Source organism: Streptomyces sp. MUSC 14, assembly GCF_001866675.1.
Taxonomy (GTDB): Bacteria; Actinomycetota; Actinomycetes; order Streptomycetales; family Streptomycetaceae; genus Streptomyces.
Genome location: NZ_MLYN01000034.1, coordinates 76,956 through 98,862 on the forward strand (window position 1 = coordinate 76,956; position 21,907 = coordinate 98,862).

The 21,907-nt window shown below is 70.5% G+C and carries 15 protein-coding genes and 1 pseudogene; 7 read left to right on the forward strand and 9 right to left on the reverse strand.

What is annotated here, in order from left to right:
- Positions 1-422: 422 nt before the first annotated feature.
- From BIV25_RS21840 to BIV25_RS21865, 6 genes are all read right to left on the reverse strand, one after another.
- Positions 423-2,927 (reverse strand): acyl-CoA reductase, encoded by a 2,505-nt coding sequence (locus BIV25_RS21840; protein ID WP_256255980.1) that lies wholly within the window; start codon positions 2,925-2,927, stop codon positions 423-425.
- Positions 2,924-4,090 (reverse strand): acyl-protein synthase, encoded by a 1,167-nt coding sequence (locus BIV25_RS21845; RefSeq protein WP_071374064.1) that lies wholly within the window; start codon positions 4,088-4,090, stop codon positions 2,924-2,926. The genes BIV25_RS21840 and BIV25_RS21845 overlap by 4 nt, the downstream gene beginning before the upstream one ends.
- Positions 4,087-5,217 (reverse strand): GNAT family N-acetyltransferase, encoded by a 1,131-nt coding sequence (locus BIV25_RS51235; protein WP_071374089.1) that lies wholly within the window; start codon positions 5,215-5,217, stop codon positions 4,087-4,089. The genes BIV25_RS21845 and BIV25_RS51235 overlap by 4 nt, the downstream gene beginning before the upstream one ends.
- Positions 5,214-6,485 (reverse strand): MFS transporter, encoded by a 1,272-nt coding sequence (locus BIV25_RS51240; RefSeq protein WP_256255981.1) that lies wholly within the window; start codon positions 6,483-6,485, stop codon positions 5,214-5,216. The genes BIV25_RS51235 and BIV25_RS51240 overlap by 4 nt, the downstream gene beginning before the upstream one ends.
- Positions 6,482-7,744 (reverse strand): phenylacetate--CoA ligase family protein, encoded by a 1,263-nt coding sequence (locus tag BIV25_RS21860; protein ID WP_071374065.1) that lies wholly within the window; start codon positions 7,742-7,744, stop codon positions 6,482-6,484. Before BIV25_RS21860 ends, BIV25_RS51240 begins: the two co-directional genes overlap by 4 nt.
- A gap of 1,318 nt (positions 7,745-9,062) precedes the next feature.
- A complete protein-coding gene (locus tag BIV25_RS21865) occupies positions 9,063-10,589 on the reverse strand; it encodes a hypothetical protein (RefSeq protein ID WP_071374066.1) in 1,527 nt (508 codons plus the stop codon).
- 299 nt (positions 10,590-10,888) lie between these two features.
- Between BIV25_RS21865 and BIV25_RS21870 the strand changes: the two genes are divergently transcribed.
- The 3 genes from BIV25_RS21870 to BIV25_RS21880 all read left to right on the forward strand — a co-directional run bounded on the left by BIV25_RS21870 (position 10,889) and on the right by BIV25_RS21880 (position 13,840).
- On the forward strand, positions 10,889-12,421 hold the full coding sequence (locus BIV25_RS21870) for an MFS transporter (protein ID WP_071374067.1): 1,533 nt from the start codon (positions 10,889-10,891) through the stop codon (positions 12,419-12,421).
- The gene (locus BIV25_RS21875; protein ID WP_079176806.1) at positions 12,418-12,993 is read left to right on the forward strand and encodes a TetR/AcrR family transcriptional regulator; all 576 of its coding nucleotides are present in this window, start codon (positions 12,418-12,420) and stop codon (positions 12,991-12,993) included. Before BIV25_RS21870 ends, BIV25_RS21875 begins: the two co-directional genes overlap by 4 nt.
- 106 nt (positions 12,994-13,099) lie before the next feature.
- Complete coding sequence (locus BIV25_RS21880) at positions 13,100-13,840, forward strand: class I SAM-dependent methyltransferase (RefSeq protein ID WP_071374068.1); 741 nt, start codon at positions 13,100-13,102, stop codon at positions 13,838-13,840.
- 902 nt (positions 13,841-14,742) lie between these two features.
- Here BIV25_RS21880 and BIV25_RS21885 read toward each other — a convergent pair.
- Positions 14,743-15,909 carry an oxygenase MpaB family protein gene (locus BIV25_RS21885; protein WP_256255982.1) on the reverse strand — a complete coding sequence of 389 codons (1,167 nt, stop codon included), beginning with the start codon at positions 15,907-15,909 and terminating at the stop codon, positions 14,743-14,745.
- 216 nt (positions 15,910-16,125) lie between these two features.
- On the opposite strand from BIV25_RS21885, the gene BIV25_RS21890 reads away from it, so the two are divergent.
- Entirely contained in the window at positions 16,126-16,614 is a 489-nt protein-coding gene (locus tag BIV25_RS21890) for an MFS transporter (protein WP_256255983.1), read from the forward strand.
- 234 nt (positions 16,615-16,848) lie between these two features.
- Positions 16,849-17,139 (forward strand): annotated as a pseudogene (locus BIV25_RS21895) (cytochrome P450); the annotation flags it as partial.
- A gap of 67 nt (positions 17,140-17,206) precedes the next feature.
- Here the strand turns inward: BIV25_RS21895 and BIV25_RS21900 are convergent.
- The gene (locus BIV25_RS21900; protein ID WP_071374071.1) at positions 17,207-17,956 is read right to left on the reverse strand and encodes a TetR/AcrR family transcriptional regulator; all 750 of its coding nucleotides are present in this window, start codon (positions 17,954-17,956) and stop codon (positions 17,207-17,209) included.
- A 142-nt stretch (positions 17,957-18,098) separates the two neighbouring features.
- Here BIV25_RS21900 and BIV25_RS21905 point away from each other — a divergent pair, with 142 nt between their 5' ends.
- A complete protein-coding gene (locus tag BIV25_RS21905) occupies positions 18,099-19,232 on the forward strand; it encodes an NAD(P)/FAD-dependent oxidoreductase (protein WP_071374072.1) in 1,134 nt (377 codons plus the stop codon).
- Between the two features lie 1,529 nt (positions 19,233-20,761).
- On the opposite strand, the gene BIV25_RS21910 is transcribed toward BIV25_RS21905, so the two are convergent.
- Complete coding sequence (locus tag BIV25_RS21910; protein WP_107486231.1) at positions 20,762-21,481, reverse strand: hypothetical protein; 720 nt, start codon at positions 21,479-21,481, stop codon at positions 20,762-20,764.
- Positions 21,482-21,698: 217 nt separating this feature from the next.
- On the opposite strand from BIV25_RS21910, the gene BIV25_RS51245 reads away from it, so the two are divergent.
- Positions 21,699-21,896, forward strand: coding sequence for a hypothetical protein (locus tag BIV25_RS51245; protein ID WP_071374073.1), 198 nt, complete (start codon positions 21,699-21,701; stop codon positions 21,894-21,896).
- The last annotated feature ends 11 nt before the right edge of the window (positions 21,897-21,907 follow it).

A 21,907-nucleotide genomic window follows, 5' to 3' on the forward strand; every position in this document is an offset into this window, starting at 1 on the left:
GGCGGACGCGCACCCCACGGTCGGCGAAGCGCCGTGCCCTGGCCACGGCGCGGACGCCGACGCCGATCTGCTCCGCAGGGACGCGCTGGGTTCCTTTCGGACGCCCCGCGCGCTCGGCGGATGCGGGCCGGTGCCAGTGGCTGGCCACGATGCGGTGGACGACCAGTGCCAGGGCATGATCTCCATCAGCTTCCTGTGGCGTGGCTGGAAGCCCTCCCGGATCCGCTTTCCCGGGGAAGCCAGATCGGCAAGGTTCGTCACGACGCCACACAGGCCCTGGACCGACTCCTCCGGCACGCAGCCGTCACCCTGGCACCGGACGGCGGACGGCACACCGGTCAGAGCCCGCCGTCGGGACGCGGCGCGCGGCAGCACGGCACGAAACCCGACGGCACCCGACTCCGCCGACTCCGCGGAGCGGCTCAGCGCAGATCGACGACCGTGCGCAGCTTGCCGCTGGTCGCGGTGCGCTCGAAGGACTCCCTACGGACGCTCTGCACGACGAGGGAGAGCAGGCCTTCCTCCAGCGCCGAGGCCAGCTCGGGGACCTCGGAGGCGACCGCGGCGCGGGTGGCGTCGGGGTCGGGGGCGTACTGCTCGTCGAGCCGGACCGTCAGCTCCTCCCGGTCGGTGCCGGGCGCCACCGACAGCTGGACCTCGCCGTGATAGGCGAGCCGCTCCTCCAACGCCCCGACGATCCGCCGGTAGTTGACGAAGTACGTGCCGACGCGCACCACGTCGCCGTAGCGTCCGAGCAGTTCCAGGCGAGGCACGGTGCTGCCGCACGCACAGGTGCCCGGTACCGCACGCCCCAGATCGCCGATCTCGTAGCGTTCCAGGCGCTGACCGGCGCGTGCCCGGGAGGTGAACACCAGCCGCCCCGGTTCCCCCGGAGCCACCGGCCGGTCCTCCCGCGGGTCGAGGATCTCCAGCGTGTGCAGGTCGCAGAGCACATGGTGGACCGAGCCGTCGGAAGAGGCGCACTGGTAGCCCAGCGGTCCGAGGTCGGTGCTGCCGTAGGCCGCGGAACGGATCACCTCCACTCCGAACTCGGCCGTGAGCACCCGGCGTTGTTCGGCGGTGAAGTGCTCGCCGCCGTAGAACACCTTGCGGATACCGCCGTAGGCACGCAGCCGCTCGGCCTCGGCGTGCAGCAGCTGCCACAGGTAGGACGGCATGCCGAACAGGGTGTCGGCCCGGTGGGTGACCAGGGCCTCGGCGACCGATGCGTGGTCGGGGCCCGCGGCGATCGGGAACTGGGTGGCGTTCAGGCGCTCCAGGATGGAGAAGAAGCTGATGAAGCCTCCGTACATGCCGCCGCCGTAGAAGAGGTTGGCCGCCCGGTCCCGCGCCGGGTCGAAGCCGGCGGCGAGTAGTCCGTCGGCCGCGGCGCGCATCTGGTTGTCGTAGTCGTCGCAGGTGAACACCGACAGCGCGGGCGCGCCCGTGGAGCCTCCGCTGCGGAAGTACAGCTGTGCGTGGCGCGGGTCCAGGACGGTGAGCCTGCGCTGCACGCCCTCCTTGCCCAGCAGCGGTGCGTCCGGTGCGGGGGGCAGCACCGGCGGCGCCACCAGGTCGTCGAGGCAGGGCACCGTACGGAAGCCCGGGTCCGCGGCGCGTACGCTCACCCGGCGGCTGTAGCGCTGGAGCGCGTAGACGCCGTCGTGCGGTTCGCCCTCGTAGCTGTCCAGCATGGAGCCGACCGGGGTGACGCGGGTGATGCCCGCGGCGAACATCGCGCGGGAGAGTTCGGCCACCTCCGCACGGTCGCCGCCGATCGCCGCGGTCTGGAGGTAGCGGCGCATGGGCCGCAGGGTCGCGGTGATCGAGTGCCGAGGCAGCGGCTTCACCCAGACACTGCGGTGCAGCGGCGAGGCGGCGAGCGGGGCACGCGTGTCGGCCAGGACCCGCCAGGTGCCGTCCTCGGCGGTGAACACCCGGGTCAGCCCCAGGTGTTGTTCGAGCCGGGCGAGCTGCTGCACCGTGGTGATCTCCGCCCGCTCGGCGGGATCGGGCGACGGCGCCGGACGTGCCTCGGACACCTTCGCGAGCCGGGCAGCGAACCGCTCCGCGAACGCGATGAGTTCGTCGGTGTCGTCGGTGTCGAGATACACCACCTGCGGGCTGGAACACGCCTGTTGCTCGAACCGGCACACATCCTCGGCCAACGCGTCGAGCACCGCGTCCTCGGACGCGGCCCGCCGGGACAGGTAGGCGAAGGATATCCGGTGGCCCCACTCGACCACCCGGCAACCGGGCTGGGCCAGTTCGCCCGCCGCGCGCACCGCGTCCTCACCACCCCACACCGCGATCGCGTCCGCCGCCCCGCAGACCGCTTCCAGCCACTCACGACGAGCGGAGGAGAAACGCAGGGCGACGACACGTTCGGCGATCAGCCCGGACGGGTCGGCCGCACAGAGCGCGGCGAGCACGTCGAGGGCGAGGGCCGGGTCGGAGCTGCTGGTCTTCAGTACGTTCAGGTTACCGGCCAGCAGCCCCTCGACGACGCTCAGCGGTGCCACGGCCGCAGCGTTGCCCGGTGCGATGTGCACCAGGAGGCCGACGGGTGCCCAGGCTTCGTACACCGTCTCGCGGGCATCCGGCCGGGTCAGCCGCTCCGGGCGCAGGCCGCCCAGCTCCCGTCGGAGCTTGCGCTCCAGCGCCTCCCGGCCGAGAGCGGTCGCCAGCTCGGCCGACACGGCCGGGAACTCGTCCGCGGGCAGCTGCCCGGCCAGCCGGCCGTACAGGTCGGAGGCCGGATCGGCCAGGTCACGGCTGACCGCGGCACAGGCGTCCAGCACGACGTCCGTGGGCAGCGGACGGACCAGGACCTGCCCGGCCAGCTCGGGCAGACCGGCGAGCCGCCGCCCGGCCTCGGCGTCGTCGACGAACTCGCCCTGCCAGAGGTGGAGTACGGAGGTGATCACGACATTCCCTTCATCAGTTCGGCGGCGGCGACCGCGCAGCTGCGGTTGCGGCTCACCCCGGCCCGTCCGTGCACGGTGAACCAGTCGGTGGACAGCGGACAGGGGCACTCCTCGCCGGGGTGCAGCGACGCGAGGTCGCCCATCACCACGCTCTGCGCGGGCACCGAGGTGATGTACGGGCTGACCAGGTGCAGGAAGCCGCGTTCGCCGTACGGCAGGGGACGCAGCGTCCCGGTGTCACGGACGGCCGCGCGCGACCACACCGGCACGTGCAGCCGGTGCTGGGCACACTCGACGTACGGCACGCAGTGCTCGACGGAGCCGAACGTGTCGCGGACCCGCTCGGCGGGAATTCCGAGGCGTTCGGTCACCTCGGCGTAGAAGGCGTCCTTGCCGATCTGCCGGTCGGTGTGCCCCTTCCAGCCGCCGCCGAGCACCACCAGCGATCCCTCGGGCAGCCGCAGCGGGGGCAGCCCCATCGCGCGCATCCGCTCCAGGGTGAAGTACAGGAACGCGGGGAAGCCCAGGACGCGGACCGGCACGTCCTCCTCGGCGTAGCGCTGAAGTGCCGCGATGCAGCCGTGCACATCGAACTCGTGGCCGCTGCCGGTGTGCCGCAGAGCGTGTGTGGTGTGCCGGGCCGGAGCGAAGTCGCACAGGTAGTTGTCGGTGAAGGACGTGCCCAGTCGCAGCGCCGGTGCCGGCTCGTAGCTGTACAGCAGGTAGTTCACCGGCTGCCCGGGAGTGATCCAGCCGTAGTGGTCGAAGATCCGCGCCACCATGCGCTGCGCCGAGCGGATGGTCCACTCGTCGAAGAACATCTGCGACTTCTGGCCCGTGGTGCCCGAGGAGGTCAGATGCAGGAAGACGTCGTCCCGCGGGATCGAGAGCACTTCATGACGTTTGAAGAAGGCGGCGGGCACCAGCGGGGTGCGCACACCGTCGCCGACCGTGGGAGCGGGTACTTCGGCCGGTTCCGCGAGCAGGGCGGCGAAGAAGGGGGAGCGGCGGGCGTGCCAGGCATGGGACTCCGCCATGGCGTCGGCGAACAGCGCGTCGGCGGCCGGTCCGCCGGCATACGGCTCCGTCATGTCGCACAGGAGTTGCACACGACCGAGCGCCGCCGGGTCGGGAACCTCGACGGGAGCGAGATGGGGTTTCATCGGGAGACCTCGTGAAGGGGCAGGTAGGTGGTGGTCCAGGCACTCAGGTAGGCACCGAGGTACGGCTGGAGGAGTGGGCTGACGGCGGTCGTGCGGAAGTCGATCTGACGGCTGGTGCGCGAGAGCACGACGTAGTCGTGGAACCGCTCGTGGAGACGGCGCATCGCGGGATAGACCGCGCTCGGCACGAAGCCCGAGGCGAGGAACACCTCCAGCGCATCGGTGTCCGCCAGCGGCAGCAGCGCCTCGACATAGTCGGCGCCGGCCCGCGTGACCGACGCGATCAGCGCCTCCAGCGCTCCCGCCACCGCGGAGGGGCGCGGATGGACCGCGACCAGCGCACAACTGCCCGCTACGGGATCGAGGTCGGCGTACGCCTCGAAGCGGCCGTCGGTGGCCACCACCACCGCGTTGGGGGTGTGCAGCGGGAAGAAGCGGTCGTCGGCCGTGGGGAACAGCTCCAGGAAGCGGCGCCGCACGAACGCCGGGGCCGCGATCAGCTCGATCGGTGCGGCTTCGGCCGCCGCCGCGGCACGGCAGGGGGCGGAGCGGGTGCGGGCGTAGTCGATGCGGACGCCACGGGAAGCGGCGGACAGCAACGCCGACAGCCGCTCGGGCACGCTCGTCACGGGTACACGGCGCTCCAGCACACCGTCGGCGTAGCGGGCGAACAGCGCGAGTGTCTCGCAGCCCTCGACCTCGACGGCGTTCGGCAGCAGGCCGAGCGGCCGGAATCCGTTGCGTACGACGACTTGTTGGGGACCTTCGGTGACCAGGCGGACGGTGGCGTACACCGAGTCCAGCAGGCCCGTGCCGAAGGCTTCGTCGCAGACCGCTCCGGTCAGCCGGGAGGCCAGACCGGTACCGCGGTGGGCCGGGTGCACAGCGAGTCCGACCAGTTTGCCGATGCGGTTGCCCGGTTCGGTCAGGACGACCGCGGAACCGACCAGGTCACCGCCCGGGGCACGGGCGGTGAGCCAGTGGGCGCAGCCGCCGGTGATCAGCCCGCGCATGACCACCGGGTCGCTGCCGAGCGGCACCGGATAGCCGTGCCCGTACACGTCGAAGTACAACTGCCGCAGCTCGGCGATGTCCTGGACGGAGGCGGGGGAGAGCACGGCGGTCACGAGACGTGTCCCTCCGGTACCCGCACCGGTGCGTCCGGTCTGCTCGCCCCGGCGGCGTCCGCGCGGCTGCCGAGCCACCACAGGCCCAGCGCGACCGGCACGAGTCCCGCGCCCTGCGCCAGACACAGCGTCCCGGCGCTCAGATGGTCGCCCAGTGCGCCGAACACGAGCGAGGACACGGGGAACGTGGCCCCGAGCACGGCCTGCATGACGGCGAAGAAGGCCGGTTTGTCGTCGGCGGGCACCAGACGCTGGAACAGCGCGACGAACCGTACGCCGATCACGCCCACGCACCAGCCGGCCACCGCCATCGAGGCGAGGGCCGCCGTGTGTCCGGCGAACACGCCCGGCAGGGCGAGAGCCGCGGCCATCACGGCCAGGCACACACTGCCGACCGGGACAGGACGGCCGGGCAGGCGTCCGCCCGTGAACGAACCCAGGAGGGTGCCCGCGCCGAGGGCCGTCTCCAGCGAGGCGACGGTCGAGCCGGTCGCGTGCAGCACCTCCTGGGTGTACAGCGGCATCACGACGTAGACGGCGGTGGTGAAGATGTTGGCGGCGGCGAAGCAGATCAGCACGCGGCGGATGAACGGCAGGCCGGCCAGTACCCGGCGCAGTGTGCGCCGCTCGCGCGCCGGACCGTCTCCGACCCCCTGGTGCGAAAAGCGCGTGGCGCCGATCAGCACGGCGGCGCTCAGGTACGCGGTGCCGCAGACGGCGGTGACGCCGGCCAGCGCGCCCGCGTCGACCACGAGGGGGCCGAGCAGTCCGCCGCACAGTCCGGCGACGGACTGGGTGGACAGCTCGAAGCCGGTGGCCGACTCGATGTCGGCGTCCTCGACGAGTTCCGGCACCGATGTGGTCAGGCAGGGATCGAACAGCGCCTGACAGGCGGCCAGCGCCAGCCCGACCGCGTAGGCGGCGGCCAGCGGCAGGGATTCGGCGCGGGCCAGGACGGCCGCGGTCACGGACACTGCGCCCGCCACGGCTGCCGCGCCGGCCAGCACTGTGCGGTGCGCGTGCCGTGCGACGATGCGGGCGACCACCGGGGCGAGGGCCACCGCGGGTACGGTGCTCACCATGAGGAACAGGCCCGAGTCGAGCCCGCGGTGCTCTCCGCCCGCGAAACCGACGAGCCACCAGACCGCGCCGACCTGGAACATACGGTTGGCCGCCTGGGTGAGCAGCTGGCCGGCCCAGACCCTGCCGAAGGACGGATTGCGCAGTACGAGCGGCAGCCGCCGTACGTGCGCGGGCGCCGCGCTCACGAGTGCGGCCGTTCGTCGACGACCCGGATGAGCTTGCCCGAGCGGGAGTTGACCGCGAGATCGCGGTGCCGCACCCATTCGACACCGAGCGGGTTCACGTGCCCGGAGGCGATCGCGCTCGCGTAGAAGGGGCGTTCTGCGAGGACCGCCGCCACGACGGACCCCTCCAACGCGGCGGACGCCTTCTCGGGATCGGCGACGGCGAGACGCAGCACCAGGCCGTCCCGACCGTTAACGCGCCGCACCACGAGCTGAAGCCCGGTCACCTCGCCGCGGGCGTCGGCTGCTGTGACGACGCCATGGACGTCCTCCGTGAAGAGCGAGACGGGTCCGACTCGAACGCCCTCCTCGGCGCGCCCGAGGATACGGAAGACACCCGAGTCCCGGTCCACCCACTCGGCCCGGTCACCCGCCGGATAGCGGAGCACGGGCATGAGCCGTCTGCGCAGATCCGTGACGACCAGCCGCCCCGGCACGCCGTTGCCGTCGACGGGGTCGTCGGTGTCGTCACAGAGGATCTCGACCACCGTGTGCGGCGTGAACGCACGGTGTACGCGCGGATCCCCGCCGGGGACGGCCTCGCCGAGGAGCCCCGCGTCGACGCTCGCGTATCCCAGCGAGCGCGGCTCGGCATTCGGGAACGCTGCGCGCAACAGCGGCAGTTGGTCTCCGAAGAGGCATTCTCCACCGAAGAAGAGCAGCTCCACGTCCGGCAGAGTCCGGTCTGCGCCGACCAGGCGTTCGGCGAGCGCGCACAGCGTGGTCGGGGTGCCGGCGACGACCTGGACCTGGAACTCCTCCAAGGTCGCCGCGGTGGATTCCCAGGGCGTCGCGCCGCCGATGGGCAGGCGGACGTTGGCCACGGGGGAGCGGTGCAGGGAGTCGAGCACGAAGCTGAAACTCGCGTACAGGTCACCCGCGTAGAAGAGATCCGCCACCCGATGACCGGGCCGCAGCCCGGCGTGTACGAATCCGGCGCCGAACGCGGAGGTGAACTCACGCCATTCGGTGCGTGTGTAGTACGAGAACTTCGGCGAGCCCGTGGTTCCGCCGCTGCGGAATACGACCGCCTCATTCAAAGGGGAGGTCAGCAGCCGGTTGTCGCGCGGCGCGTTGGCTCGCCAGAAATCGGCTTGGGGTACGACCGGGAGATCCGTGAGACGAGTCACGTGATCGGGGAGGTGGGCGTAGAGGTCCCGGTAGAAAGACGAGTTGTGCCTGGCGAAACGTATGAGTTCCGCAATTGGTTGAACGGGCATCAATTCCTGCTCGAAGGCGTGGCCGCCGGCACGGAAAGGCCGGCCGTGGGCGATGGAACGAGTCCACCGACGTGGACATCGTTCGCTGAAGATAGGAGAGAGCGGACGCTCGTGAAGAGCGGGCGCCCTGAGATGAGCCTATCTCACCATTCGGGACGGGATTGCACCAACTGACGCCCGTGAAAGAGATATTGACGGGGTGTAAATACGTGGCTGGACGGATTATTCGGAACTTCGGTTCCAGGAATATCGGAGACAGTGATCACAGCCGACGCGTCGCCCATAACAGTTCGTTGTGGGCGGCTCAAAGCAGGTCTTATGAGAAGCCGGTTCCTCGATGACCGGCCCATGGCTTGAATGCCTCGTGGTCCGATCCGGGAACGGGCAGGAATCGGACGGGCGTGGACGCGCGCTGCCTCTCGTGCAGTTCGCCGGTGCGGCCTGGAGGTCGCCGCGATGGGATGGTCGGCACACCCTCCCGGAGGGCGTGCTGCACAACGTCGGTCGCAGGCGGCGAGGGCCGCCACGGCAACCGTGAGGGCGAGTGCGTCGACGAGGTTCAGAGCCAGGGCTACAAAGCTCGCGCTCCCATTTGCTGACCGGCGTGAGCGTCCGGCGAACCCGGGGTCCGCGGCCGTCTCGGTACTCCGGCAAGCCCACGAGACAGGCCCATCCGGTCTCCGCTTGCCGACGTACCCTCAGCCGCGCGACGACTACCCGCTGCTCGGCCCCGAGCAGCGGAGCGGGTGGTCCTTCCGCTGTGCGACCTGAGCGCCGGGGGAGCCGTCCGGACCGACTGGTGGGAGCACCCGAGCCTGTCCACTCCCGGTGCCCCCTGGATATCGCAGCAGGACGCCATGCACCGGGCGCTCCACTCGATCTTCCGCGCGCACGGGTACTGGCGGAACGAGGGCTCCGACACGGCTGCTCCGATCGTGTTCTTCGGGAACGCAGACTCCGGGTGGCGGCACTTCACCTCCCGGCACCACAAGGGCCGCCTCGAATGCGACGGCGTGGCCTTTGAAACCGGACCACGTCCCCGACAGGTAAGGTTCACGGTCATCGTCCAGTACACCCGCAAGGCCAAGGCCGGCACATACGAAAAGCGCGGGGTAGCACAGTGGACGTGTGGGGACGGGGCGTCCTCACCGCTGCTCGCGTCCCGTTTGGCCTGCGGTGGCCTGCCACCGGGCGCGGTCGCCTGGAATCTCAGGTCACTCACGCGACCGGTTGTCGCTGGGCTGGACGTGGATGCAGTGCATCAGAGGATCACGCCACGCAAGGAGCCGGTCGCGAGGGCGCCCGATCGTGATCGTCCTCAGTCGACCTCCCGCACTCGTGCGGCGGCCTGCTCGGCGAGCTCGCGGATGCCGTTTGCGGCATTCTCCGAGAGCTCGTCGAATATGGCGTCGGCAGCGGTGAGGAGGGCACGGGCCTCCTCGGGGCGGCTCGCGTCGGCCAGGGCGAGGGTGAGCCGGTAGTGTTCCTCGGCGATGAAGCGGCCGAGGCTGACCTGCGTCCAGTAGCGCAGCGAGTCGTCGCCCGGGGTGGCCAGGGCGTTGCGCACGGCGGCCAGGGTGTCCGCTGCCTGCGGCAGCCGGCCCGCCTCCCGCTCGAGGCGGGCCAGGGTGTGCCGGGCTGAGGCCCGGTCCCATGCCGTCTCCTGAAGGGCGGCGTACAGGTGCTGGGCACGCAGCGCCTGGGGAAGGTCGCCGAGCTCCTCGAAGTCCCGGGCGAGCCCGCTCAGCGGAGCCGTGGCCAGGGTGCGGGGCGCCTCGGGGCGACGGAGTCTGCTCTGGTCCAAGAAGATGTTGTCGAGTTCGCGGATCAGCGTCACCCGCGCGAGCTCCGTCATCCCCTGGTCCCGCGCCAGGTCGGTCCAAGTGGAGACCGGCTCGTCCGACGGGTCCGTCCCGAACATCGACTCGTCGAGCGTCCGCGCCCACTGCCTCAACTCGTCCGCGCCTGCACCGGGTTCCGGCATACCGCCCAGGCCGCACGCCGTGTCGAAGTCCGTCTCCCGGACCTCAAGCAGCAGCGGCAGATCCCCGGTGTCCCCGCGCAGCCCCACCAGCACGGCCGCGAGCCGCAGTTCGTCCGACATCGATGACCGTGTCTCGTGCCGCAGCAGATGCCGCAACAGCTCCAGATCGCCCTCGGCGCGGTCGAACTGCGCGGCCCGCAGGGTGATCCGGCGCCGCACCGGGTCCTCGGCGACTTCGCGCCATGCCGTGCTGTCGTCCTCCCGCAGCCGGGCGAGATCGGCGCGGCCCGCCGCGAGCACGGGCTCCCACAGCGGGGCACCGGCCGGGCCTATCCGGTCGTACGCGCACCCCTCATCCGCGTTGAGCAGTACGAACTCCGGCTCGGTGCGCAGCAGCGCGGCGTGCAGCCTGGCCACCAACTCGACCGGGGAGCGTTCCGGGAAGCCCAGTGCCGCACGGAGCTCGGCACGCTCCTCGTCGATTCCGTAGTGCTCACGGATCTCGTCCTCGGTTTCCGCGACGCACGCCAGGATCTTCTCCTCGCCGTCGTCCGGCGACAGACGTGTGTAGTCGCGCCAGCCGGGCAGGCCGATCACGAGCTCCAGGGTCTCGTCGACACTGGAGCCGATGATGCCCGCGGCGCCCTCCGAGTCCGCGTAGAGCACCGAGCCGTCCGCGCACACGAAGTACGTACCGCCGGTATCGTCCCCGGCTACCGTCTCCAGCGGCCTGCCCGAGGCGAGACGGACCTCCTCGACATGGCCGTGGACGGCGCGGTCCAGGTCGAAGTCGAAGGGGAAGGCGGCCAGTTCAGCCAGGCGGCGGTCCTGCCGCAGCAGCCACAGCGCGTGATCAGTCATGTCGCAGAAAGTAACACCGTGCACTGACAGCGGAGTCGCGGCCTTTGTGGGAGGCCGTGCAGACAGGGGGGCGTCGGCGGTTCGTGCGTTTGCCCCAGCGCTGGGGGTGCGAGGGCCTGCGCACGGTCGGACGTGGCGGGGGGCGCCGACCGTCCGGTTGGCCGTGGCCGCAGGGTGGCGGTGGGCATCGTGCTGCTCGGTCGGGAAGCCGCCATCCACGATCCGGGGGCAGCGCACGGATTCATGTCATCATATGAAGACATCAACTGATGACTTTGGTGGAAGGAGAGTGGCGGATCATGCACGCGGGAGGTCTGCGGCAAGGGGCCCTGGTGCCCGTCCTGGTGTTCCTCGGCACGGTCGTAGCGGTCATCAGCAGCCTCGGCGCGCCGCTGGTCCCGACCGTCGCCGCCGTCGACCACGTCTCGCTCTCCGACGCCCAGTGGTCCCTGACCGTCACCATGCTGGTCGGCGCGGTGGTCACCCCCGTGATGGGCCGCCTCGGCGACGGGCCCCGGCGGCGGACGGCGATGCTCGCCGCCGTCGCCACCGTCCTGGTGGGCTGCGTGCTCGGCGCGCTCCCGCTGGGCTTCCCCGTCCTGCTGGTGGGCCGCGCCCTGCAGGGCGTCGGCCTCGGACTCACCCCGCTCGCCATCGCCACCGCCCGCGACCGCCTGACCGGCGAACGCGCCCGGTCCGCCGTCGCGATGCTCTCCATCACCACGGTGGCCGGCGTGGGCCTCGGCTATCCGCTCACCGGGCTGATCTCCCAGTCCTTCGGCGTGCACGCCGGCTTCTGGTTCGGTGCGATCGTCAGCGTCGCCGCCCTGGCCGCCGGGGCGCTGGTGCTGCCGGCGGCTACGTCCCGTCGGCCCGCACCGCTCGATGCGCTCGGCGCCGTCCTGCTCGGCCTGGGCTTGGGCGGTGTGCTGCTCGTGCTCAGCGAGGGGGAGAGCTGGGGCTGGAGCGCACCAGGCCTGCTCGCCCTCGCCGCCGGCGCCGTGCTGCTGCTGGCCTGGTGGGTGTGGCACGAGCTGCGCATCGCGCAGCCGCTGGTCGACCTGCGCTCGCTGCGCAACCGCGTGGTGCTGACCGCCGACGTGACCGGGCTGGTCGCAGGGGTTGGGATGTACCTGCTGATGTCGCTTATGACGCGTTTTGTACAGACTCCGAGCTCCGCCGGCTACGGTTTCGGTGCCTCGATCACCGTGGTGGGCCTGGTGCTGCTGCCGTTCTCGGTGGCCAGCGTGCTGTCCAGCAAGGTCGTACCGGCGTTGGCTCGGCGTACCGCCCCGGTGCTCGTGCTGCCGATCGGCTGCGGGCTGTCGCTGCTGTCGATACTGGTGTTCCTCTTCGCCCGGGACCGGCTGTGGGAGTCGTTCGTGGTGATGGCGATCGCCGGGCTGGGCGTCGGCTGCACGTTCGCGGTCCTGCCCGGACTCATCGTCGGCGCGGTGCCGGCGCAGGAGACCGGCAGTGCCGTCAGCTTCAACCAGGTGCTGCGGTACGTCGGTTACTCCACCGGCAGCGCACTGAGCGCAGCCGTGCTGCAGGCCCACACCACACCCGGGCACGCGCTGCCCGCCGGCGACGGCTACCGCACCGCCGCGCTGATCGGCTGCGCGGTGTGGGTGCTGGTCGCGGTGGTTACCATCGTGCTGCCGCGGCACGGCGTTGCGGCGGCTCCCGGCGTGACGGTCCGGGTGGGTGGGGTGCCGCCGGCGCGGTCGGTGAGGTCGGTGGACGAGGAACTGCTGGTGGAGGAGAGCATGGCCGACGCGACTGCGGCCGAGGGCGGAGCGCCGGTGCACGAGGACGGGGCGCCCAGGTGAGCGAGACACCGCGCCGACGGGATGCGGCCCGCAGCCGTCAGGAACTGCTGAAGGCGGCCGGCGAACTCTTCGCCGAGCGCGGCTTCGAGCGCACCACCATCCGGGAGATCGGCGAACGCGCCGGGGTCGACCCGGCGCTGATCGCCCGCTACTTCGGCGGCAAGACCCAGCTCTACCTGGCCCTGGTCCAGTCCGAGCACGGTGACGAACCCCCCACCGATCTGCTGGACCAAGAGCGGCTCGGTGAACTGTTCGAGCGCCTGCAGCGCCGTCCCAGCCCGTTCCTGCAGAGCGTCATGCTGCCTTCCGACGAACCGTCCGTCCACGAGGCCGGCCAGGCGCACCTGTACCGGCGGCTGGTCGATCCGCTGCGCGAGCGCTTCGAGCGCGAGGGCCTGGACCGCCCCAGGCTGCGCGCGGAGATCGCGGTCGCGGCGTTCGGCGGGGTGCTTCTTGCCCGCTCCGCCGGGGCCCTCGAGCGACTCGCCGAGGCGGATCCGGCCGAGGTGCTGGAGCTGCTGCACCGGCTGCTGGGCGGCGTCAAGGGACAACTGCCCCCGGACGCCGCCTAAGGCTCGTCCGGCGGATCAGTGGCCGAGCCAGGGCCTGACCGAGGCGAGGGCCGGACAGTGCCCTCGTCGTGTTGACCGCCCCGGGAGGCAGTGCTGGAGTCGGCACGTGGACAGCATCCCCGCCAACCGGCGGCTCTGGAACCGGATCAGCAGTGCCTACCAGCACGAACACGACCCGCAAATCGGCGCCACACCCCGGCTGTGGGGCATGTACTCCATCCCCGACGCGCACCTGCACGCCCTGGGCGACGTCACCGGCAAGCGCGTCCTCGAACTCGGCTGCGGCGCCGGCCAGTGGTCCAGGGCACTCGCCGCCGAGGGCGCCACCGTGGTCGGGCTCGACCTGTCCGAAGCACAACTCGCCGCAGCGGCCCGCGCGATGGGAGCGGCCCGCTACCCGCTGGTGCAAGGCGCCGCCGAACAACTCCCCTTCGCCGCCGAAAGCTTCGACCTGGTCTTCTGCGACTTCGGTGGGCTCAGCTGGGCGCCCCCGCACCTGGCGGTCCCGCAGGCCGCACGCGTCTTGGGCCGAGGCGGGCGCCTGGTGTTCAACGTCGCCAGCCCATGGTTCGAAGCTTGCTACGACGAAGCTGGCAGACGCGTGACCACGACGCTGCAGCAGGACTACTTCGGGCTGAACACCATCGCCGAAGACGACGGCGCGACCAGCTATCAGCTCACCTACGGCGACTGGGTCAGGGTCCTGCGCGGCGCGGGTCTCGTCATCGACGACCTCATCGAGCCGCGGCCCGAACTCGGAACACCCAACGGCTACAACGAAACCGACCCACCCGACTGGGCACACCGCTGGCCGGCGGAACTGCTCTGGGTATCCCACAAACCGTAAGTTCCGCTGTGCCGAGACGTAAAGGCAACCCCTCGCCGGACAGGCCCTGGTCCACCGGTCCGGCAGGGGGCTGTCAGGTCCACTGCTCGGGCGGCTTGACGCCCGGCGGCGGCCTGCCGACCGCTGCGGGGCTGTGCCCGGAGCTGTGGGCCCCGGACGACGAACACAACGTCATCCCACTGCCCGCCCCGGTACCACGGCGTCGGCATCGACATCGGCCCCTCGTACCGGGCCGGCCAGCACGACCCGAGCACCGAGAGCGACCAGCAGGTCAGGACCGGGGGAGTTCGTGGAGGCGGTGCCGACCGGCCTCGACGACCGGGGCTGAACGGCCACGCGTACGTGGGTGGCCAAGCAACTCGGCGACGACCGGCACGTCACTGACCCCCGCCCGCTGTCCGGTGGTTGGAGCTGCCAGATGCGCCGGCTCACGCTCGATGACGGCTCGGACCTGGTGCAAAGCACCTTCGTGAAGCCGTTCTTCCGCCACCACGGCCCCGGGCTGCGGCTCGCGAGGCGTCCGTCCTGGCGCTGCTCGCCGGGCAGGAGGACATCCGGCTCGCCGGTTCATCGCCGTGGACGCCACGGCCGAACACCGCGATCACCCGACCCTGTTGATGTCCGCGCTGCCCGGCCGCGTCCGCGTGGACGAGGACGGCCTCGACCGGCGCCTGGACCTGCTCGCGGCCCAGCTCGTCCGCGTACACGGCGTCGTACCGGCCGAAAGACCGCGCACGTACAAGCCGTGGACGTCCCCGGATGGCGTGCACGCCCCGGTCGGCCCCTTGTGGGAGCGGGCCGCGGGTCACGTCCACGTCGGGCAGTGCACACCGTCTTCGTCCGGGCGGCGGGCGCGTGGTGCGCCCGCCGCGATCACTGTGTGTGGGTCTGACTGGTGGGGGTCAGCGGTTGTCGTGGAGTTCTTGGTGCATCTGGGGCTGGTCGTCCTTGTCGTGGGTGAGGGCGTAGAGCTCGACCTGGTTGAAGGCCTTGGATGCCACGCCGAGGATCTCGTCGTAGGGGTTGACGCCGACCACCTGCTTGGCGGTGTCGCCGCCGAGTCCGCCGACGGTGCTGCTGAAGATGCTGTGCAGGGCCGCGGCGGGCTTGGCGACCAGGTCGACGGGGCTCTTGGGGATGCCGGCCATGTCGGCGTACTTGTCGGTGAAGGCCGTGCGGACCAGGGCGATGAACGGCTCGTAGAAGCCGGGCGGGATCATCTGTTCCTTGTAGAACTTCAGTGCCTGCGCGGTCATGAAGGTGCAGTCCTCGGTCTGCTTCCACTCCTTGTCCCGCATGAGCTTCCACACGCGGTCCGTCATGTCGGCGTCCTTGGGGATCAGCCACTTCTCGGGGGTGCCGAGGTAGTGGTTGATGTAGTGCCAGGCGCCCACGAAGCCCTGCGCGTCGTCCTTGGTCACGTGGATGCCGAGGTTCTTCATGGCCTCCAGGATCTGCACGCTGAAGACGCAGATGGCTCCGGTGGTGTACTTCTGCGGGACCGGTTCGCCCCACTTGGCGTAGTCCCACTGCCCGCTCTTCTTGTGCAGTTGGCGGACGGAGGCGTGGACCAGGCGGACCTTGGTCACGGTGGCGGCCAGGGTGCCGTTGCGCAGGGCGTCCTTGTCGCCCATGCCGATGAACAGGCGCGAGGACTGCGACAGACGGCGGCCCGGACCGTCCACGCCGCCCAGTTTCCCGGTGGAGCGCAGGGTGTAGGCGCCGGTGGGGGAGAGGTAGGTGCCGATCAGCCCGACGGTGCCCTGCAGCATGGAGGCCGTGCCGTGGTGGTGGGCGAAGAAGCCCTCCGCCGCTTTGACGTCGGCGTCGTTCCAGCCAGGCGGCTCCTCGGAGGCGTCGTGCAGGAACTGCGCGAGCCGCTCGGGCAGGTTGGACAGTTCGTCCATGGGCATGTGGGGCTTCAGTGTTCCGATGGTGCGGAACAGGCCGTTGACGCCGTCGACCTCCCTGTTGTCGATGAGGTCGGACACCAGCGCGTCCGCTGCCGGATCACCCTCCAGGTTTGCGGCTTCCAGCTCGGCTTCCACGGTCTCCACGGTCAAGGGCACAGCACTACTCCGTTCGACGGGATGTGAGTTCGCCCTGCTGCCGCCGCACGGTGCGCACGTGCCAGGTGCTCAGCGGGGTTGAGGCGAGCGGACGCTGGTTGCGTGCCGCATCCGTGATCTTCCCCGCTACGCAGTGTGATGATGATGGTCCGGTAGAGGGACGCCGCTGCACGCGCCCGGCGCACGGCGGGCGCACAGAGTGGAACCGGTCTGACCGTGCTCGCCTTCCCGCCCGGCATGGGGCTGGCCGGGCCGGTCGGTGGTCGCCCCGCCGACCGGTGCGGGGATCCGCCAGTGGCGGTCATCGGCGCCGCGCTCACCGCCGCCGGTCTGTTCCTCCTCGTTCCGCTGGGGGGCGACTGGTCGCCGGTGGACGTGGCCTGGCGGATGGCGCTGGCCGGCCTCGGCATGGGCCTGAACGGCAGCCCGGCCCAGGCCCTCGTCATGGGCGCCGCCCCGGCGGACCGCACGGCGACCGTGGGCTCATCCGTCCCGCTGGCCCGCAGCCTCGGCATCGCCCTCGGCCCGGCTCCGGCCGTCGTCGCCCGGGGCCTGGCCGGAGGTGATGACGGCGTGACGGCCGGGCTGACCCTGGCGGCAGCCGCCGCCTGTATCGCCGTACCCCTGCTCGCACTGCCAGGACGCAGCCCGGCGCTCGCGAAGGAGATGTCCACCGACGAGGCGCCCGCCGCCCACCACCCCTGACCGAGGAGTCGTCCCATGCGCCCTCGCCGACGAGACCCGCATCGAGCCCTGCCTCGACATCCCGATCGACCGACTGGAGTGGGGCCACCGCCTGTGCCTCGAACGCGTCGTCGACCTCCCCCTCCGGCTGGACCACTACCGGCCCGAACTCGCCCTCTGAGGAGCATTTCCACGACCCTCCGGGAACAGCAGCCAGTCACAGATCCGGACACCTTGCCCGCCCCGGTGCCGCTGATGGGCTGGCCCTACGAGACGAACCCCTACCTCCTGTAGGAGCGGATGCGCGAGGCCGGTCCCGTCCACCGGGTCCTCTTCCCCCGCGGCGTCCAAGCCTGGCTCGTCACCGGCTACGACGCCGCCCACGCCGCGCTGAACGACGACCGCCTCGGCAAGAACCACGACCGCGGCAACGACCGCTGGCGTGCCCGCGCCTCGATCATGCCCGAGCCGCAGCACTCCCAGCTCCAGGTGCACCTCCTCCACCAGGACCCGCCCAAGCACACCCGGATGCGCCGCTTCGTGACAGTCGTCATCTCCTTCGCCACGCAGAACTGGCGGGAGGCCGTGGTCGACAGGCCTCGGGCCACGGGGTTCATCCGGCGATGTCGGATGCCGGTGCCGGTCGGGGCTGGGTGAGGTTGTCCAATATCAGTCCGAGGGTGAAATCGAACCGGTCGTGTCCGGTGCCGGAGGTCAGCTCAGCGGCATAGCGTCGGGTCTGCGGATAGGTGTCGGCCGGCAGCGCGGTGAAGCGGCGGATCAGCTCCTCGCGGCCAAGGACCCATTCCTGGTCCGGGTGACTGCGCCGCTGCTGGACCAGCGACTGCTCCAAGGTGTAGGCGCTGACGTAGAGGGACAGGGCATCGAGCACCCAGGCGGCGTTCCGCGGTTCGATTCCGCCGGTGAGCAGGATCGCCAAAAGCCCTTCCTGGACCCGCAACGTGGAGAGGTTGGTCGGGACCACGCCCAGCGCGGCACGGGAGACTCCGGGGTAACTCAGGTACTGGTCGCGGATCTGCTCGTACACGTCGAGGATCTGCTGACGCCATCTGGTGGGGTCCGGCTCGGGCAGCACGACCTCGGAGCAGAGCCGGCCGACGAGCAGATCGTCGATGTCCTCTTTGCTGACGATGTGCGCGTACAGCGACGACGGCCCGGTGCCGAGTACCGCGGCGACTCGACGGATGGTCAGTGCGTCGTAGCCCTCGGCGGCCACGACCTGCAGGGCGGCGTCGGTGATCCGGTCGACCGTGATGGGCTTCTTGCGCGGTGGCGCCGCTGCGGGCTCCCCGGGGGGCTGGGCGTGACGAGCTGCTCGGCGTTGCCGGGGGTCGGAGGCCATGCTGGTCACTATAGCTTGACACGAACTAAGTTCGTCAAGTAGAGCTTAGATCGTAGAAACGAACTAAGTTCGTATCTGCGTGATTCGCTACCCCTTGCTCAGGCCCGGGCAGGGTTCGGAAATCCTGTTCAGGAGGCGTGTGATGCGAGTTTCCGTGGTTGGAGCCGGTCTGGGGGGTCTGTGCCTGGCGCAGGGTCTGCGCGGTGCCGGGATCGAGGTCGACGTCTACGAGCGGGACCCAGCGATCACCACACGATTCCAGGGGTACCGGCTCGTACTGGATCCGGTCGGATTCCAGGCGCTGCGCAGCTGCCTGCCACAGCGTTGGCACCCGCTGCTGGACACGGTCGTCAGTGATGCCTACGTCGAGCGACTGGCCCTGGACGCCCAGCTGAACAAGATCGGCGAACTCGGCCCTGCCAGGAGCGGGATCGTGGTCGACCGGCACGTACTCCGGTACCTGCTGCTGACCGGACTCACCGTGCACACCGGGGCCGCGCTGACCGGTTACGACGTGTTGGACGACGGCAGGGTCGAAGCCCGGTTCGCGAGGTGCGATCCGGCCACCGCCGATCTGCTCGTCGGGGCGGACGGGGTCGGCTCCGCGGTTCGCCAGGTGCTGGCGCCGAAGACTACTCCGAGGGACACCGGCGTTCGGTTCGTCATCGGCCGCACGCCGCTGACGGAGCAGTTCGCCGGCCTGTCCCGGGCCTACGGCGGGAAGATCGTCGGGGACGGAGTGAGTCTGTTGCTCGGGGCGATGCGGTTCCCCATGCCGCCGAAGGAAGCGGCGGAGAAACTGGCCCCCGAGGTAACGCTCCCCGACATCCGCGACTACGTGCGCTGGGCCATGATCCTCCCGCCGAACGGCTCTCTCGGCACCTTGACGGCACAGGAAGCCGCGCTGTCCAGGATGAAAGGGTGGCACCCGGACCTGCAGGCGCTCATCGAACAGGCCGACCCGGACAACAGCACTCTGCTGTCCATCGGGGTGGTCGAGCCAGGTGAGCGCTGGGCGCGCGGTCCGGTCACGCTGCTCGGTGACGCCATCCACGCCACTTCTCCGACCGGCGGCAACGGTGCGAACACCGCCCTGCGCGATGCCGACCTGCTGGGCCGCTGCCTGATCGAGGCCGCCGAGGGCCGGCAAGATCTTCTCACCGCAGTCGACAGCTACGAGCGGCAGATGTTCGAGTACGGGGGCGAGGCCGTGCGCCACAGCCTCGCCGCGCTGCCCGCCTTCGTCCCGAACCCGGAACGACCCGAGCCGGCATAGGTTCTTCTCGCGGGGCTGTCGCCGCCAGGCCGGTGCGAAGCTCTCCGTCGTTCGCGCTGCGCACGTCGCCGCTCTTCGGTATCGACGGGCCCCGGCTGCCGGGCTCCTTGCGCCGTACGGTGGTGAGAGCGGCCGCAGGGCCGGCCCGGGTGGGCCGAGCGCGGTTTCGGCCACAGACACGGCGAAGCTCCTGGCAGCCGACGGGTGGTCTTGGTCGTCACCCCGTCTGCCAGGAGCCTCATCGCGGTGTACTGCTGGGGCGCCTCGCCGTGGAGGTGGCCCCGTGCGGGGACCGAGCCCGCCAGCCCGGCCGCTGCCGTCATCGCCACGACCGTCGCGGCCGCGGTGAGCGCTCCTCGGGTTCGTGCCGCCAGGGCTCTGCGGAGAGACATCGTGCTCCTCGTCCACTCATCGGCCCCGCTGGGGCCGCCTCCACGCAATGCAGAAGGAACGTCCGCCCGGCCACACGGGGGTATGCCGGTCCAAGGGTCCTGGCATCACGAACACGCACGTGTCCCTCGACCTGGGCCACGAGAGGTCAATGGGCGCACCTGATGGCAAGGGATCGTTCCCGTGGTCGACATCATCGACATCTACGTCCACTGGCAGGCGGGCCGCTCCAAGAGCGAGCCGGCCGTGTCGCTGGGGGGACCGCAAGTCGGTCAGGGAGTCCCTGGCACCGGCGGAGCTGTCCGGGATCACCCTGGGCGGCCCGCCCATGAGCGAGGACTACTGAGTCAAACCGATCGAGAGCCGGTTCCCGGAGCTCGCGGACCGGCGGCTGCGGCAGATCACCTGGGACCAGATCGACGAACACCGCGACTACATCAGCAGCCTGCTCGGGACAGTCGGCGTCACCACGATCCACCAACGGCTCCACGACGAACGCGGGGTGGAGGAATCCCGGTCGTCACTCCATCGCCGTATCGAGGCGACCCTGCCCGGAGAGACGACTTGGCGTATGTCCGCGCGAGTTTCGATGCGCACCTCCAGGCGCCCGTCAATGCCGTGTGCGAGCCGTTGTCTGCTCCGTGGGCCGTCCACGGCACCTGGCCCGCGAAGATGAGAGGACCTGGCGGGCTGATCCGCATGGTGCGCGTCGGGAGCGGTCCGTGGCCGGAGGCCGGCCCGCGATGATCTCGGCGGCGAGGCCGTTGTCAGTGACCGGGGTCGGAGAGCTGGCGTGGGTCGAGAGCATGGGTGACGTCAACGATGAGCTCTCCTCGGTCGAGAGCGGGGAAATGGACGCTGGCCCTTGCCGTACACGAGCCGGTCTGGAGGCTCACGACTGCTTGATCCAGCTGTTGGGCCTGGCCGGACGAGTTCGTCCAGGCTGTGCTCTCTCACCGGTCCGGTTACGGGTCACGGCTTTGTATGTCTCGTCCGGCCGAGCAGGTCGTTGCCGTTGGCCTGCTAATCGGTGCTGGTGCTGTACTCCAGAGTCGTTTCGATCATCTCGTTGACGGAGAAGATGCCGTCCCTGTCCACGTCACGTGACATCGGGCGTACCCCGTTCCGTGACTTGTCGGTCACCGGTCTCCCGGCAGCAGATGCTGGTCGACCTGCGTGAACGACCAGGATCCGGACCGGCGGCGGAATACCCACACGAGGTCGAAGCGGTCCGGCCAGGTGGCCGGCGTCCCGGGGGCGTCCGCCGCGCCGAGCCCGGCCACGATGGCGGGGATCCGGCTGTGCTCCCAGCAGATCAGTACGGGGCCTGGCGCGTTCAGCGCGGCCTGTGCTAGTCGACGCTCGGATCCTTCGGCGAAGCTGGTGTCGACGGTCAGCCCGAGGCTTTTGGCCAGCGGGGTCACGGTCTGGCGCATGCGATGGGCACCCGCGTTCGGGCCCTGGTCGGCGGCGGCGAACACCGCTGCCGGTCGTGCCAGTCCTGCCCTGGGCGGCGAGAACAGTTTCGGGAGCGCGTGTGCCCTCTCCCAGCCCCGGGCCGTCAACGACTTGCTGTCCGGTCGCCCGGAGTCGTCCATCCCGCTCTGCCCGGAGGTGGGCTTTTCGCCGTGCCGGATCACCATCACCACGGTCCCTTCAGTGGCATTCACCGTGGGCGAACCGGCTGCTTTGGCCTTTTTGCGCGAGTCGCCGCATGCGACGCCGAATTGCGCGACCGACGCAAGGCCAGCGCCCAGGAGCAGGCGACGAGCCACAGGGGCGGAGGACAGTGAGGGGGGTTGGCCGACTGCATGCACGAGCCGACCGTACGCTGACAACGGCGCGGTGTGCTCGCGCATACGAGGAGATTACGAGGAGTTGGCGGGATGTTGGCCTGTGCCGACGGCCCGCCGGTCGTGTGCCGTTCGGAAGCTCATCGCTGCTGCTCGGAGTGGGTGCGTCTGGCGCGCCGCTACGAGCTCCTGGAAACCTGTCCGGATGCGCGTCTCGCTGGTGTATCGGGTGACGTGGAAGCTGTTGTCGGTCCCGACGGTGCTGTGACACCAACACGCAGCAATGGGCGTCGAGTTGCTGGTGGTACAGAATGAGAACGCGCTGCTGCGCAGGCAGCTCAAGGGACCGGTATGGTATGCACCGGCGGACCGGCTGTGTTTCGGGGCGTTGTCTGCGCTGATCGCGGCGTTGGTGGTCGCGTGTCTTCCCGATGACGCCCGCAACCGTGTCGGCATGGCACCGCAGACGCATCGCGCGTAGGTGGGACTACA